Source organism: Fictibacillus iocasae, assembly GCF_042665465.1.
Classification (GTDB): domain Bacteria; phylum Bacillota; class Bacilli; order Bacillales; family Fictibacillaceae; genus Fictibacillus; species Fictibacillus iocasae.
In genome coordinates, this window is sequence record NZ_JBHTCP010000013.1 from 13,534 (window position 1) to 30,309 (window position 16,776).

The window sequence follows — 16,776 nt, forward strand, 5'->3', positions numbered from 1 at the left end:
TACATAGTGACAGGGGTTTTAAAAATGATTAATGATTACAGTCAAAAAAAACGAGTTCTTGATGATCCAGGTCGGAGAAATAATAACAAGAATAGCTTTAAGAATAGAAAATTCAATAATAAGAAGACGACAATAGATGAATATACAGGCGAAAGAATTTTCCATTCGAATAATGGAAGACTCCCTACCTCAAAAGTTTCAAGTATCGATCACATTACTCCTTTAAAAAAATTAGAAGATAGATATAGCGGAAGTAGAGTTTTCACGTTGGAGGACATTAAGGAAGTTGCTAATGCCGATTACAACCTTGCAGTTACAAATCAACATCTAAATATGTCGAAACTTGATAAATCTAACCTTGAATATATTGTAAATAAACTCAATAAAGGCGAAGCAGTTGATTCCTCAACAGCCTATAATATGCTAAAAAAACAGGTTCAAACTGAAATAATGACACCTGTAAATTTAGTTAGCAATAAGACTGTAGAATATTCAAGCAATATAATTTCCAATACAGAAATTGGTTTAACTAAGGCACACGAATATTCACTAAGAGGATTTAATGCAGGCGTGGATGTAGCATTAGTTTCACTAACAATTTCCAGTATTAATAACCTAGTATCAGTGGCTTCGGGAGAGAAGGATCTAAAGGATGCAGTATTAGAAATTGCTCAAGAAACTGGATCAAGTTTTTTAAGTGGAGCAAAAATGGATATGATTCAAAACGGGGTTATAGAACTTGCAAAGAAAAATGGAAACCAAGTTTTGTTAAACATAGCAGGTAAAGGGTTACCAATAGCTCATATATCTGCATCAATAATGGTTTCACAATCGGTTAATAAGTATCTTAATAATGAATTGAGTGGAGAAGAATGCGTGCTAGAAATATTAATAAATGGAGCAGGTTTAGCAGCTTATGCTATTGGAATGTCTATGGGAGGTCCTGCAGGAGCAATAGTGGCCTCTGTAGTATGTTCCCAAATATGTCAAACCATTGTTGAATACAGAAATATAAACAAATTAGCCGCAGAAAAGTTAACAAAAGTTAATAAAATAGCATCACAAGCTTTAATTGAGATGGAATATCAAAGAAACAAGTTGAAAAATATGGTAGATAGTGAATTTGCTAAATGGGACGAACAATTCAATTTAGGGTTCGAAGAAATTTTCTGTGCTACTGTAAGTAACGATGTAAGAGGAATTTCAGTAGGGCTAGATAGATTGTTAAATGTTTTTAGTCAAGACGTCAAGTTTAAAACCTATGAAGAATTCAACGAGTTTTTTATGGAAGATAATTCTATCTTGTCGTTTTAAAAAGGAGATGTTGTTTTGATATTTAGTTTAATTAAGGCTGAGAAGAACGATAGACAAGCAGACAAAATAAATGTTAAAGCATTTGAAAAAGTAGCAACTGCTGAAGAAAGAAAAAATCAGGTTGAAAAAGACTCTAGAATGTCGTTAGAGAAGCTGACTAATAGAAAAAAAGGTATTCTAGTTACCTCAATGAAAGACTTTGTCGTAACTTATGAAAAAATTATGAAAATTGATTTAATAGAAAGCAAAGAATTGCATTCAATAGGTTTACTTCCAAATCTAATTCAAGACATCCGATCAATGGCTACAATAGCAATCATGAAAAAGAAAACCCCACCAGCAAATGTAATAAGTATTTTGGGGCCTATTATTGAATTTACTAATTCAGATTTAAATCTAAGTGCAGCAACTTTACGAAGAAAACAGGCGAACGTTGTAGATTCTCAAGTTGAAACGATTTGTATTGCTCTTGAAGCAATACAGAAAAGAGCAGATAAGATTTCAGAATTACTTGCGAAACTTAATCTTCTTTTTAGAAAAAGTATAGAAACGGTTAAAAAAATTATTATTAGTAAAGGAAATAATCGGTCATTTTATACAAGGGAAGATAAGGAACAGATAATGACTTGCGTAAATTTTGCTACGACCATTAAGACAATTATAGATACTCCGTTAATAGATGAAAGTGGAGAAATGACTTTACAATCAATTAAAGCAATAGAAACCGGCGAAGAGTATTTAGTGAAAATTAATAATCTATTATCCGATATGTAATTAACTAAACTTAAAATACAAGTAAAGAGGATGATATTAAAATGAAAGTAATTAAAGTTTCTAATAAATGTGTGGCTTCTGGAAGTTGTACTCTATTAACTGATTTATTACAAGAAGGTCCAGATGGTAAAGCAACTCCAGTCGGAACAGGTAAGATAACAGATAAAACAGCTGAGAAGTTTATGGGAGTAATAAATCACTGTCCTGTTGGTGCTATTTCATTAGAAGATTCAAGCATAGTAAAGTCGACAGGCACACATGGATTAAAAGAGATTAAAACACTTATTACAAAAGAACTTGTAGAATTCAAGGTTCCAAGACCTTCAGAAGACATTTGCCGTTATCGTGGTTCTGCTTCTTCTATTCATTATATAAGTGCAGAAGGGCATAACCGATATGATTATAGATCAGACAGTCAAGCTGAGTCAGCGGGTTTAAGTCACTTCGATAGAATTGCCTACTCGCAGAGAAGAGCACTCGTACAAGAAGCGCTTGTAGAATTTAAAGTGAACCAATTGGGAGACTTTATAAAATATGAAACGAAACAAGGGAATTACTACAATGATATTAACGAATACTTTATTAATTTTATAAGAGATGTTTTAAAGGAGATAGATGAAAAGACAGATGGGAAAATTAAGTTATCTCTAGATTTAGATAGATTAAAAATAGGTCCGGATCATCACCTTAATAAAGTGGAAGATGATTTTTATTTATATCAACTCCATAATATTGAATTAATATTTACAGATAGTGTAGTCAATAAACTAAATTCCCTTTCGTCCTATAAAATTTATATAAACACTGACGATATGGAAGATTACAGAGAAAGAGATGTCTATTGCTATAACTTATTTGAAGTTATTGAGGAATTTAGAGGTGATATTGCTAGTGCAATACAAGATGTTTTTAATTATGATGACGCAATTAAAGTTCATATTGAGAGAGTTTACGAGACATACTCTAAGATTTTAAAGGAAGAATTAAACGAGATAGCCAAATTCTTATTTAAGGAAATTGATAACTATTTAGTGGTTACAAGTAAATAATAATTTAATGTCTAATGATAAAAAGAAAATAACACTTTTAGCTGCTTCTATAAGCAGCTAAAAGTGTAATAAGTAAAGAATTTTTTATCCGTTATTATTGGGGAATTTCACACCGTTGTTATTAGGGATTTTATCACCGTTGTTTTCAATACCTCAAGCATGTACCTCCTTCAAGAAAAGAATGATACACCCATTATACTTTATTCTGTTCATTCGGCACTCTGTAATTTCAAATATTAACCAATAACCTATACCTTAGACAGCAAAAAAGCCTCGCCCACTTCAGTAGTTTCTGAAGTGAACGAGGCTTCTTGTTTTAACAAACGTTTAAATCGTCACATGCGACACAACCATCTCGGCATCGCCTTCTAGACGGTATTCATCCATGGTTGCTGGGAGGATATAATGGTCTCCTTTCACAAACGGGTATTCTTTGCCGTCCGCATATAGGGTCCCTCTGCCTTCAATCACACTGACCTGCAAGAAGGAGAACTCTTGAACAAGCTCTGCCGTTCCATTCAGCTTCCACAGGTACACGGTAAAATAGGTATCCTCTACGAGCTGTTTAATCGTGAGGTCCTGCACCTTAGCCTCGGTCTGTTCGATGACTGGGTCACGATGCGGGTACGTGGCAACGGCTATCGACTGATTGATGTGGAGGTCACGCAATTGGCCGTCAGCATCTCTTCGGTCGTAGTCATACACGCGGTACGTAATATCCGAGCTTTGCTGCGTTTCCAATATCATCGTTCCGGCACCTATGGCATGAATCGTCCCGCTTGGCACGTAAAAGAAGTCACCTGGCTGAATGGATACTTGGCGAAGCAGCTTCTTCCATTCCCCTTGTTCCACCATTGCGGCAAACTCTGACTCTGACTCTGCATGGTGTCCATACACGAGCTGAGCTCCCTCCTCACAGCTGATCACGTACCAGCATTCCGTTTTTCCGAAAGAGTAGTTTTCCTTTTCCAACGCGTATTCATCATTTGGATGGACCTGAACAGATAGATCGGTTTGCGCATCCAAAATTTTAACAAGCAGCGGATATTCGCTGCCTTCCAGGTTACCGAAAAGCTGTCGATGCTCGTTCCAGGCACGATCAAGCGGCCATCCTTCTAGCTCTCCGTTTCGGATTCTCGAAGGTCCGTGCTGATGACCTGATATTCCCCAGCATTCTCCGGTTAACTCATTCGAAATGTTATAGCCATACTCAGCTTGAAGCTTCGTTCCGCCCCATATCCGTTCCTTGAACACCGGCTCGAGGAAAATCGGCCCCTTATACATGCTGGACACCAGCCGCAGCAAGATCCATGACACGCTGCTTCAGTGTGGCAAGCTTCTCTTCACTATCCTGCAGTGATGAGCCCTTCACACCGAAATAAAATTTAATCTTCGGTTCCGTTCCAGACGGACGCAGGCAGAACCACGAATCGTCTTCCAAATGAAACTTTAAAACATTTGATGTTGGCAATGAAATAGGAACCTTGTTCTCTCCAGCTGTACGAACACTTGTCTGATAATCTTCAACGGCTGTCACATTCACACCCCCAATAGTAACTGGCGGCTGGCTGCGGAAGTTGTCCATCATCTGCTGAATTTCTTCTGCTCCGTCCTTGCCTTTTCGCGTCTGCGAAACCAAGTCTTCCTGATAAAATCCGTACCTCTCAAACACCTCAAGCAATCCTTCATACATCGTCATACCGCGTGATTTGTAGTACGCAGCGACCTCTGCTGCCAACAGGCATGATTGCACGGCATCCTTGTCACGTACAAAATCACCGATCAAGTAGCCATAGCTTTCTTCATAGCCGAACAAGAACGTGTGCTGCCCTGACGTTTCGTATTCATGAATCTTCTCACCGATAAATTTGAAACCTGTCAGCGTATCGACAGTCGGGATTCCAAAGCGAGCTGCAATGTCTCTGCCGATTTCAGATGTCACAATCGTTTTCAGCACAACGCCGTTGCTCGGAAGCGTACCGTTTGCTTGTTTCTTCATTAAAAGATAATCCAGCATGAGCGCGCCAAGCTGGTTGCCGGTCAGCACCTCATACTCTCCTGCAGCGTTCTTTACTGCCACTCCCACACGGTCCGCATCTGGATCGGTTCCCATCAAGATGTCCGCATTCATCTTCTCGCCGTATGTTATAGCGAGTTCAAACGCGGCGTGTTCTTCTGGGTTAGGTGACATGACCGTTGAAAAATTTTCGTCGGGCAGCTCCTGTTCCTTTACAACCGTGACATCTGTAAAGCCGAGTGTTTCCAATGCGCGGCGTACGGGTACGTTAGCCGTCCCGTGAAGTGGAGTGAACACGACCTTCAAATTCCTTGCATGCGCCTTCAGCAGATTCGCATCCTGCACAATCGTTGTTAACAGATCGTTGTATGCTGTATCGATTTCCTCTAGCACGTACTCCAACAGACCACGCTCTAACAGCTCGCTTTCGGCTGCCGCCGGAACGGTAAGTTCATCTTCAATCTCGTTCACATAAGAGATGATCTCATCGGCCATCCCTGGTGGAATTTGTCCGCCGTCTGGTCCGTACACTTTATAGCCGTTATACTCGGGCGGGTTATGGCTTGCCGTAATCACGATCCCCGCGTACGCGTTCAAGTACCGTACCCCAAAGGAGAGTTCCGGAGTCGGCCGCAGCTCCTTGAAGAGGTAGCTTTTGATGCCAAAATGGCCTAGCGTCAGCGCCGCTTCTCTCGCAAACTCTGGCGACATGCGGCGAGAATCGTAGGCGATCGCCACACCTCTCGATTTTGCTTCTTCTCCCTGCTGCTTTATGTATCGCGCAAGTCCCGCTGTTGCTTTTCGAATACTGTACGTATTGATGCGGTTTGTTCCTGGCCCGATTTCCCCGCGCATGCCGCCTGTTCCGAACTCCAAATTTTTATAAAAAGCGTCCTCTTTCTCTTTGTCTGAGAACTGCTTCATCTGTTCCTTTAACGTGCTGTCAACAAGCATGCTGTTCTGCCACTTGTTAAACCCTGTTTTCCAATTCATTGTATTGACCCCTATTCAATTTTTATACAAGTAAAGAAAACTTGGCTGACGCCAAGCCTTTTCGTCAGCCTTAGTTTTGTTCATTAACTTTTTGACTGCGCCGAATTCCTTCCCTGTTAAAAAGTTAACCATTTCAACGTGCAAACAAGGGCAGCCGCGAATGCGGCTGCCCTTTAGTTGATTACTTTATATCCTGCTGGATGATTTTGATGCCATGTCCATGCAGATGAGATAATTTGCTTTAGCTCAAATTGCGGTGTCCATCCGAGTTCTTTTTGAATCTTTTCCGATGAAGCGACCAGCTCATCCGGATCACCAGGACGTCTTTCACTTTCCACGATCGTTGCTTTTCTACATGTCACATTTTCGCACATTTCAATAATCTCTCGTACGGAATAACCGCGGCCGTTTCCTAAGTTATACGTCACATTCGTATTATCTCCGTTCAACAAACTCGCCAGTGAAAGGATGTGCGCATCGGCTAAATCCGTCACATGGATGTAATCGCGAATGCACGTACCATCCGGCGTGTTGTAATCCGTTCCGAATATGGAAATGTGCTCTCGCTGTCCGAGGAGGTGCTGAAGGACAATCGGAATCAAGTGTGATTCTGGAAAATGATCTTCACCAATCTGACCGTCTGAATAAGCTCCAGCTGCATTAAAGTAGCGCAATACCACATACTTTAACCCGTACGCTTGGTAGAAATCCTCCAGCATCTGCTCTACCATCAGCTTCGACCGGCCGTATGGATTGATAGGCGCGGTAACGGTATTTTCTGTAATCGGAATCGATTCTGGGATGCCATACGCTGCTGCCGTCGAGGAGAAAATAAAGTTCTTCACGCCGTGTTCGTTCATCTTCTGAAGCAGTGTCAGCGTACCGCTGACGTTGTTATGATAATACTTTGCCGGTTCTTGTACCGACTCACCCACCAGGCTGAAAGCCGCAAAGTGCATAACCGCTTCAATCGTATACGTCGTGAACAACGCATCAAGAACGTCAGCATCTCCTAGATTTCCTTCTACAAAAACAGCCCGTTCATCTACGCTGTCACGGTGTCCTGTGGAAAGGTTGTCTAGTACCACGACTTCGTATTCTTTTGAGAGCAATTCCTTCACCGTATGGCTGCCAATATACCCTGCTCCGCCTACTACTAGGATCATGATTCTGCCTCCTTATTTTGCTATATAATCAAGAATCGTATTTGCAATGGTACTCACTTCATTTGGGGCAACAGCACGGTTGTTGGAAAACCGCTCGTACTCCTGCAAGAGATCTATGTGCTGCAGCTCTTCCCATGAAACTGATTTTGCAAAGCCACCATTCACTAATGCTTTTGTTGTGTTTCGATCTTCTGTAAATGCATTTCTTTCTATTAATAAAAGAGGCGTACCTGCCACAGCTGCTTCTGCCGCCGTTCCCCATCCTGCTTTTGAAATGACCAGGTCCGCTGCGGCAACATAGTGCTGCACTTCATTATCATTCTCTTGTATTTGCGTAACATTCGGATGCTCAATGTTCATGTTATGTGAGACAACGAATGAAAATTGAGGATGATCCCAAATTGGCAGTTCATTGATGCTGCCAAGCTCAATCTTCATTCCAATCGGCATAAAAATCAGCTTTTTATTAAACGATTGTTTAATTTTCTGGACCGTTTCTTCATTCACATGCCGCGCATAGAACCCAGCATTGATTTGATTGTCCCAGTGCTCATCACTACCCGCGAGAGCAATGAAACAATCCATCTTCTCATAATAATGCCGCAATGAGGTCAAACATTCTTCCGAGACCATTCCCTGATACGCCGTGTACCACGTGAAATTGGAAACACCGATAACCGGAACACCAAGCTGTTCAGCGGTTTCCATCGCTACAGGAGAAATATCAGATAGAATGGCTGAAACGTTAAAGCTTCTTAAATAATCAGCTTCCTCCACAGCAAGAGCAGGCAGTTTCATCACGTACGTCCTGAGTTCTTTTTCAAGCTCTTCGCTATCTACCTCAAGAGAATCTTTTCTTAATACATAACCCACATCGGTACGCACATAATGAAAAAACACCCGATCACCGTGTTCACTTAATGAGCTCTTCATAAAGTCCAACGCATAAGAGTGGCAGATGACCACTACTATGTCTTTATCCTTTCCGAGCAGCTCTCGAATGAGTGCGATGGAACGGCTTGCGTGGCCGTAGCCATAGTCGGAAATGTAGTATGCCAGTGTCTTCATTAAATAATGACTTGTGCGGTTGACGTGTAATAGCTGTTCATGATCTCATCCCACGTGATATACAATCGGGTAAAGTCGCTGTCTGTCACTTCTTTACCAGTTTGAACCTCGATAAATTCCAGTTCCTTATACGCCTTGATCGCATGCTTTCTGCCTGCCGGAATGTGAATAATATCTCCTGCCTTCACACGGCGGATGTTGTCATCCAGAACGAGTTCCCCATCACCGCGCACGATCGTCCACACTTCATTTCGTAGATTGTGGTAATGGTACGTTGAGTTCTTTCCGGAATAAATGCAGATGCGCTTCGTGACCATTTCTTCTTCATTATATTTGGCATAATCCAATGTCTTAGACCAGCCCCAAATACGCTCTACGTACATAGGTGGCTGTTCATAGCTCGCAATCAAATCCTTGATCTTCGGGCTGGACCCCTTGTCACTGACAAGAATGCCGTCTGGACTTGCCGCGACGACCACATTCGATAAGCCGAGTACCGTTACCGGAATACCCAGCTCGTTCACGAGATGTGTGTTTGTCGCGTCCTGAGAGATCACTCCTTTACCGATTTGTTCGGTTGCCATTTCTTCCGTCAGTGTGTTCCATGTCCCAAGGTCCTTCCAATATCCTTCGTATGGCAATGCCACAATATGCTCGGTCTTCTCAACCACTTCATAATCGAAGCTGATTTTCGGAAGCAGCTGATATTGCTTGGAAAGCTCTTTATAGCTCGTCGGCAATCCTTTGCTCTCCAGTATGGAGATGAGGTAATCGAGCTTAAAAGCAAACACACCCGTATTCCAAAGCGCATTTTGCTGAATGAGCATTTCCGCCTTTTCTTCACTCGGTTTCTCTGTGAAACGATCCACACGGAACGGGTCGTTCGGCAGCACCTCTCCTTGAGGAACAATGTATCCATATTTTTCAGATGGATAGGTTGGCTTCACGCCCATTAGTGCCAGATGTGCCCCAGTAGCATCCAACGCCGTATCCAATTCTTTAACCTTGGCAAAAAAGCCATCCTCTACATAAGGATCAACTGGCAGCACAACAACCGTTTCATTACGATCCGTCTGTTTCTCAGCAAATAAAAAAGCCGCCGCTAATGCGATGGCTGGAAACGTATCACGACGCTCAGGCTCGATAATAAGAGGAACATCCTCACCAAGCTGGCTGTGAATCATATCGGTTTGTGATTTGGATGTAGCAATAACAGTCGAATCAGAGAGCCCAACATTGTCGATCTGCCCCCAAACACGCTGGACCATCGATTCTTTCGTTCCGTTTTCCGCTTCTAGAACTTTTAGAAACTGTTTAGAGCGGGTGTCGTTGGATAATGGCCATAAGCGTTTTCCGGATCCGCCGGATAGCAGGATGAGTTTCATATATACGTCCCCCTAATAAAAATAATTTAGCTCAAGATTTTATTAACAATGTTATCCCAGGTGTAGTTTTTTAGAATATTTTTTTTTGCACTATTCCTTAATTCCTCTTTTAAAGATGAATCATTTAGTATTCCTAATATCATTTTCGACCAAGTTTTTATTTCTAAATTATCCATAATATATTTATTGTTATTCTTTAATAGTGTTTGAGAACCACCATTTAATGTTGATATAATGGGTAACTGATAATACATACTTTCAAGCAAAACCATACCAAATATATCGTAGTTAGAAGGAAAAAGAAAAATGTCCATTTCCTTATATATATATTTCAATTCTGATTGCCTTAATTTCGGTATGTGAATGATGTTTTTCTCAACATTTAATTCCCTTATTAAATCAAGATATTTTTTCAAATCCTCAGATGTCGCTTCGCCAATTAAAACCAAGTTTATATTAGAGACAAATTTGCTTACTTCTGCAATTAGTTTAATAAGAAAGCTGGTATTCCTAGCTTCTTCTAACCTACCAATGTACAACAGGTTTTTTTTGTCACGTAATTGTGCTCTAATGTTTTCTAATAAATCTTTTCTTATATTGCTATCTTCTTCTATCTTTTCAATATCTAAGCCTACACCAATAGTAGAAATCTCTTGAAATCCTTTTTCAAATAAATATTCTTTCGCTAATTCTGATTTAACATATACTTTTTTTATGTTTCGGGCGATTATGGGGGTTAAAAATGCGTCATATAGACTCCGTATCAATTTATTATTATTATCTCTATACGGTCCATGATAAAGATAAAGTGTATCTTTACAATATACAGATAATAAAAAGGTCATAATTTGGTTATATTCAGTTGAAATTATCATGTCATAACCTTTCAATTCTCTTTTATTTAGTAAAGATAAGTAGATACTATTGCTCATAAACTTAATCGCTTTGGTCCATTTAACCGTTAATTTATGCTGATTGTGTTGATAGACCATTTGATCAAAATTTTTATTATTGTAATAGATAACATCACAATCATAACCTCTTTTAACAAAAGCCTTCCCCATACCGATTTCTTGAAGATTGTAGGAATCTATATTAACTTCAGATGCAAAGTTTCTTATAATTAGTACTTTCTTCCCCATCATCATCACCTCTTAGTGAGAGAGATTATTCATATTTTTCTTTTTATTTCGTGAATACGTTGAAATAAATTTCAAGATATATAAAGTATTATTGTATAAATACCTTTTCCACAGTCTTTTAGGTTCATATAATAATCTAAATAACCATTCTAAACACAATTTTTGTAAGATTAAAGGCGGTCTTTTTATTTCACCTATTATAAAATTAAAAGCTGCACCTACTCCTATTAAAATACTGTTTATTTGTGAGCTATTTTCATACATCCACATTTCTTGTTTAGGACAACCTAAACTTACAAATACTAAATCCGCGTTACTTTGATTAATATTATTTCTTATCAGTTCGTTTTCTTCTTCTGATAATTGTCTAAAAGGTGGGGAGTATGTTCCAACAATTTGAATACCCATATAAAGTGATTTAAGTTTAAATTCCAATCGTTTTAGTGTTTCTTCAGTTCCGCCGTACAAGTATATTTTAAAATTATTCATTGCCGATTCTTCACATAATTTCAGCATTAAGTTAGGCCCATCAACTCTGTCTTGTTCTTTAAAGCCGTACATTTTCAAAGCCCATACTAGAGGCATTCCATCTGGTGTACAGATATCTGCTTTCTCCAACGCGCTGCTAAAATATTTGTCCTTACTAGCACTTACTAATGAATGTGTATTACATACACATATATATTTATTTTTTTCTTTTGCATTGACCCAATTTTTTATTGTTGTAATTGTACTCTTAAAATTATTAGCTGAAATTTTTGAATTTAAAATATATCCAAAAGGACTAATCATTATTTTTTCCTTTCTTTAATAACCTCTTTGTAAGTATTAATTAACATCTTATAATTAACTTCAGAAGTATACTTAGATTCAAACTCATGTTTTACATTTTTTTGCATTGTTTGGTAATTAGAATATGTTAGAGCTTTTTGAAGAACTTTTTCTAGACTAGAAATATCATTGTTGTCAAAATGAAAACCTGTTATCCCATTATTGACTATCTCTTTTAAAGAGCCAATATTTGATGAAATAACAGGTGTATTTACTGAATAGGATTCAACTATTGTCATTGGGAAACCTTCATACCATACCGAAGGGATTATTACATATTTTGCTTTTGCCATGTGGTCTAAAACATTATAATCTTTTAACAACCCATGAAATTGAATGTTGTCTATTTGACCATACTCAGATCTGAACTTGTTCAAAAGAGGTCCATCTCCAATAATATCTAACTTCCACTCAATTTTAGGACTTAAATTATTCCAAGCTTCCAGCAATAAATGAACACCTTTCTCTTTAGAGATTCTACCTACAAAAACAATACGATTTTCTTTAATAATTACTTCTTTTGATATATTTTGATTTATAAAATTCGGCTTGACATTTATTCTATTTTCATCTATACCTATTTCTCTAAATTTATTTTTAGCAAAATTCGTAAGAGCAATATATTTATCGACCCTTGAATTCCAAGTATCTAACAGTCTATGTGTGAATAACATACTGCTTATTGGAAGTGTTTGAATACGAGAATTTCTATAACACCCATACTTTAAGGAATTCAACAGACTTCCCTCAATACATTTTTCACAAACTTCACCATCTCTTAATAACATTGCACTTGGACAAGCCAGACGGTAGTTGTGCAACGTTTGAATTACAGGTATTTTTAAATTTTCACATGCATAATATACAGATGGAGAAAGTAATGGGACGGTATTATGGAAATGGACCAGATCAGGTTTTTCTTTTAATAATATCCTTTTTATTTCCCTATAGGATTTATTAGACCAAAGGGTATCAATACCCAGTTTGATTTTTTCTAAAAAGCTATCAGTATTTATTTCTTCGTTTTTAACAAAAAATGTAATTACTTTATTTCCATTCTTTCTTAATAAGTTTATCTCTTCATTTACTACTTTATCTTCTCCGCCACTCTGTTTATAATAATTATGCACAATTAATATTTTAATAAAATCACCCACTTATAAAACTAAATTACAATGTTATCAACTAAGTTTTTCTTTGAATAATTTAATATCAGAGAAATATTTTCCTAATTTTTTTAGGTCTGCTTCTGAGTACGTCCACCATTCAATAGCCTTTAAAAATTCTATTTCATCTTCTTGAAATCTTAACTTAATTGTTCTTGCGGGTATCCCTACATTTATTGTGTAAGGTTCTATATCTTTCGTAACTATAGCTCCAGTACCAATAATTGCCCCATCACCAATTGTTACTCCCTTAATAATTTTTACATCTTCACCTATCCAAACATCATTTCCAATAATAGCATCAAGATTTTTATTTCCCTTTATTATTTTGTGAAAATTAAAGTTTTTTGGCACAGAGTCAACTAGGGATAGTAGTTTTCTTTTTGGAGAATAAAATGCAGCATGAGTAGAGACAAATGTGTGAGTAGGATGACTTCCTCTAACTATTTTTACTCCAGCAGCAATTGAACAGAATCTACCAACTTTGACATTTCTCAAATCACATTTTTTCCCTAAGAAAGAGCCATACCCAATAGCTGATCCTCTAATATCAGTTAATGATGAAATAATTGTTCTATTTTCAAATTTTGTATTCCTGTCACATTTAACTATTAATGACACTTTCGATTTTTTAAGTAAATTTGCTTTAAATATTAAATACGGCATCCAAAAAAAGTAATTAAAACACTTAGACATAATATTCATAATTATCTCCCAATACGTTATTCAATTATAAAACAGTCCATGTAGGCGGGATAATTTCTATATCTTTCACATTTAAGCCTTTTACCCAAACGTGAGGAGCAATCACAATTTTTCCCTTGTTAGAATTTAAATAAGCTCCCCACCAACTAAAAGTACTATTTGAAATAATATTGTGCTTACATTTACTCATTAAATACAATTCTTCATAATCATTAAAATTAAAATCATTAATGCAAATAACTTCCCCACTAGCCATTTGGAAATTTTCTAGAATCCATTCTTTGTCATCTGAAAATATGAATAATTTAAAGTTTGGGATATTTGCAGTAATTTTTTTTAAAGCTTGTGTATAATATTCTAATGGCAAATTCCATCCTAGTCTTACATAATCTCCTCGTCTTACGTGTAGACATATAGATTCATTTTTCTCAATATCGTTTATTACACGTTTGAAATTTTCACTCTCTTTGAAATCTAATACCATTTCATTCTTGATTAACCCTTCAATTCCCTTAAGGTATTCATAAGACTGCCAATAACCTTGGAAATATTTGTTGTCATTTATTGATGTTATTAGTTTTGAATCTAATTTAAATTCTTCAAGTTCTTCATAATAATTACCCAGAACTTTATCAATACCCAAGATTCGTGTTAATTTATTAATTCTATTTATAGTATTGCTATTTTTTTTGAAATTGTTAATTTCTTGTGAATTTGCAACATGAAAATTTGTATTAAACTTATCTATGCTAAAATCTCTAATTTCGTTATTATCTGAAGAAGAAAAAAAGGTGAGATCATATTTTACAACTGTATTATATTTCTCTGCTAGTGCTTTACCAAAAAAATATTGGAAAAGTTGATTTCCTAAACCACCATATACTTTTACGATTATCATATTGATTATTCTCCAATATATTTAAGTTATAACTTATTATTACGTGAAATCTTGTATTCCATTAAAACTTTTTTGTAAAGTGTATTGTTCTCTTTTATAATTTATTTTTTTTAATATGCTATCGCCTAAGAAGCAAGTAAAGTATTTAATTAACAAATTAATTTTAATTAAATTTTTTATATTATGCTTTAAAGTTTTCACATAACTTCTTTGATAGTTTTTTGTATCATTAGCTTTAAAATATCTATTTGCTAAACCAATTAACAAATTATTAATAATATGTTCTTTTTCTTCAATAGATATAATACTTTTTATATGCTCACAATTTAAAATATCATTTAAAGCTAGGCTACAAAAATGATTCATTTTTTCAGCATTTTTTGAATGACTATTAAGTCTCCATCTATAGTTAATTAAAAATTCATTAGTTGAATACACTGAATATTTCATTGAAATCCTATACCAGAGCTCTAAATCTTCAGCATAGTGAAATTTTTCATTGAAAAGCCCTACATCATTTAAGACGTTTTTACATATCATTACTGAAGAAGGTGGACCTATAATGTTTCTATAAAGCATTTTCTTAAATATATGTCCTTTTACTTTATATCCATGAGACCCTATTACATTGTTATTCTCATCAATTACATTACAATATGTGAAAGTTAACCCTAATTTAGGGTCATGTTTTCTAACTGTCTTAAAAAGTTCAATCTGTCTCTCAACTTTTGTGGGTTCCCATTCATCGTCGTCATCTAAAAAGCATATGAAGTTCCCTTTGGATGATTTTATTCCTGTATTCCTCGCTGCCGGTAAACCTTTGTTAGTTTGATATATATATTTTATTTTTCCCTTATATTTTTCGGCTATATCTTTACTTATACTATTTGATGATCCGTCATCTACTAAAATTACTTCTATATTCTTATATGTTTGCTTTATAACACTATTCACTGCACTATCTAAAAAAAACAAGTCACTGTTATAAGAAGTAATAATTACCGAAACTGTATCGTTCATAACATCCACCTTATTTATGACATAATCATTAGATATTTTTTAACGAATTATAATAACCCACATTACTCTTTTCAGATAAAATATAAAAATAAGCTATTAAATACCAAAATATGTAATTCATATTTTCGTATAAAATAATATCAAACATTCCTGCAAGGAAAACTACTAATGTACCAAGAAACAACAGTCTGTCTTTTCTTAATTTTTTAAATATCAATAGGAATATTATGGATAACATAAACATGCCTAATAAACCACTTTCAATTCCCTCATTTAAAATAATATTATGGGCACTCTTTAAATCCAAATTTCTATCTGGATTTTTAAAATAAAAATTATTATCAACCGTAACTATTCCCCATGGATTATTGCATATTTGATATATACTGGCTTGCCAAATATATAATCTATCTCCCATATTTGAGAAATCTTTTCCTTTTGAATTTCCAAAATTGAAAAACAATAAAATTAAAGAAAATAACATAATTAAAAAGAACTTGAACATAATTAACTTGGTATATTTATTAATTGATTTAGTTGATTTTAAGTAATTAAAAATACAAAAAAATAATACACATGCTGCTAACAATAAACTTGTATAAGAAGAGGAAAAATATAGATTAACCATTATAACAACAATAATGAGTAGTTTAAAAATTTTATTTAAATTTTGATGTTTAAGTATAATTATTAATGAAAAAATGCATAATACACCAAACCTACTTTTATGCGTACTCATAAATTGAAGTCTAGTTTCTCCAAACACATCTAAGTAGTACTGATTTGAGATTAAAGAGATAATGGTTTTTGATGATAAATATATATTACTAAATCCTAAAAAAAACAGGAGTAATGCAGATAACATACAAAAGATCAAAGAATATCCAATAATTTTTTGTACTAATAGAATTGCTTTTATATTTTTTTTGAAAGTTATAATAAGTAGTATAAATACATAAAAAGGTAATGATTTTTGTAAAGCGTATATTAATTTGCTTGGGTCAATTATCATAGCATTAATTGTTAAATAAAATGTGTAAATTAAAATTAATGATATGAGGAGTAAATCATTGGAATGAATTCTCAAATGTTTATAATTAAAAAGCAATAAAAAAATTAAACTAGCAGCAGTACTTGAATAAATTGTAATTGTAAAATTAGAAAAGTTTATTGGAAAAGCTGCTACAAATATTAATGTCATGGCATACAAGAAAGTCACATTACTTTTTTGTAGATTAATTTTCATTT

The 16,776-nt window shown here is 35.6% G+C and carries 15 protein-coding genes; 3 read left to right on the top strand and 12 right to left on the bottom strand.

Annotated elements, in window-relative coordinates:
• Positions 1 to 24 precede the first annotated feature (24 nt).
• The 3 genes from ACFQPF_RS06785 to ACFQPF_RS06795 are packed head-to-tail and all read left to right on the top strand — an operon-like array spanning position 25 to position 3,137.
• Complete coding sequence (locus ACFQPF_RS06785; protein ID WP_379747885.1) at positions 25 to 1,314, top strand: hypothetical protein; 1,290 nt, start codon at positions 25 to 27, stop codon at positions 1,312 to 1,314.
• A 15-nt stretch (positions 1,315 to 1,329) separates the two neighbouring features.
• Positions 1,330 to 2,088 (top strand): hypothetical protein, encoded by a 759-nt coding sequence (locus ACFQPF_RS06790; protein WP_379747887.1) that lies wholly within the window; start codon positions 1,330 to 1,332, stop codon positions 2,086 to 2,088.
• 41 nt (positions 2,089 to 2,129) lie between these two features.
• Positions 2,130 to 3,137: a ferredoxin gene (locus tag ACFQPF_RS06795; RefSeq protein WP_379747889.1), complete on the top strand. Its 1,008-nt coding sequence runs from the start codon at positions 2,130 to 2,132 to the stop codon at positions 3,135 to 3,137.
• Positions 3,138 to 3,464: 327 nt separating this feature from the next.
• Here ACFQPF_RS06795 and manA read toward each other — a convergent pair whose 3' ends face one another.
• From manA to ACFQPF_RS06855, 12 genes are all read right to left on the bottom strand, one after another.
• Positions 3,465 to 4,421, bottom strand: a complete 957-nt coding sequence (gene manA, locus ACFQPF_RS06800) for a mannose-6-phosphate isomerase, class I (RefSeq protein WP_379747891.1) — start codon at positions 4,419 to 4,421, stop codon at positions 3,465 to 3,467.
• Positions 4,414 to 6,147, bottom strand: coding sequence for a phospho-sugar mutase (locus ACFQPF_RS06805; RefSeq protein ID WP_379747893.1), 1,734 nt, complete (start codon positions 6,145 to 6,147; stop codon positions 4,414 to 4,416). Before ACFQPF_RS06805 ends, manA begins: the two co-directional genes overlap by 8 nt.
• 173 nt (positions 6,148 to 6,320) lie before the next feature.
• Positions 6,321 to 7,313: a UDP-glucose 4-epimerase GalE gene (gene galE, locus ACFQPF_RS06810; protein WP_379747895.1), complete on the bottom strand. Its 993-nt coding sequence runs from the start codon at positions 7,311 to 7,313 to the stop codon at positions 6,321 to 6,323.
• A gap of 12 nt (positions 7,314 to 7,325) precedes the next feature.
• Positions 7,326 to 8,381 (bottom strand): glycosyltransferase, encoded by a 1,056-nt coding sequence (locus ACFQPF_RS06815; RefSeq protein WP_379747897.1) that lies wholly within the window; start codon positions 8,379 to 8,381, stop codon positions 7,326 to 7,328.
• Positions 8,381 to 9,766, bottom strand: a complete 1,386-nt coding sequence (locus tag ACFQPF_RS06820) for a sugar phosphate nucleotidyltransferase (RefSeq protein ID WP_379747899.1) — start codon at positions 9,764 to 9,766, stop codon at positions 8,381 to 8,383. Before ACFQPF_RS06820 ends, ACFQPF_RS06815 begins: the two co-directional genes overlap by 1 nt.
• Before the next feature lie 26 nt (positions 9,767 to 9,792).
• Positions 9,793 to 10,908, bottom strand: coding sequence for a glycosyltransferase family 4 protein (locus ACFQPF_RS06825; protein ID WP_379747901.1), 1,116 nt, complete (start codon positions 10,906 to 10,908; stop codon positions 9,793 to 9,795).
• Positions 10,909 to 10,920: 12 nt separating this feature from the next.
• A complete protein-coding gene (locus ACFQPF_RS06830; protein ID WP_379747903.1) occupies positions 10,921 to 11,700 on the bottom strand; it encodes a WecB/TagA/CpsF family glycosyltransferase in 780 nt (259 codons plus the stop codon).
• Positions 11,700 to 12,896, bottom strand: a complete 1,197-nt coding sequence (locus tag ACFQPF_RS06835) for a glycosyltransferase family 4 protein (RefSeq protein ID WP_379747905.1) — start codon at positions 12,894 to 12,896, stop codon at positions 11,700 to 11,702. Before ACFQPF_RS06835 ends, ACFQPF_RS06830 begins: the two co-directional genes overlap by 1 nt.
• A gap of 24 nt (positions 12,897 to 12,920) precedes the next feature.
• Positions 12,921 to 13,610, bottom strand: coding sequence for a CatB-related O-acetyltransferase (locus ACFQPF_RS06840; RefSeq protein WP_379747907.1), 690 nt, complete (start codon positions 13,608 to 13,610; stop codon positions 12,921 to 12,923).
• A gap of 25 nt (positions 13,611 to 13,635) precedes the next feature.
• Positions 13,636 to 14,508, bottom strand: a complete 873-nt coding sequence (locus ACFQPF_RS06845; RefSeq protein ID WP_379747909.1) for an alpha-1,2-fucosyltransferase — start codon at positions 14,506 to 14,508, stop codon at positions 13,636 to 13,638.
• 39 nt (positions 14,509 to 14,547) lie between these two features.
• Entirely contained in the window at positions 14,548 to 15,528 is a 981-nt protein-coding gene (locus tag ACFQPF_RS06850; protein WP_379747911.1) for a glycosyltransferase family 2 protein, read from the bottom strand.
• A gap of 28 nt (positions 15,529 to 15,556) precedes the next feature.
• Positions 15,557 to 16,774, bottom strand: coding sequence for an O-antigen ligase family protein (locus ACFQPF_RS06855; protein WP_379747913.1), 1,218 nt, complete (start codon positions 16,772 to 16,774; stop codon positions 15,557 to 15,559).
• Between the last annotated feature and the right edge of the window lie 2 nt (positions 16,775 to 16,776).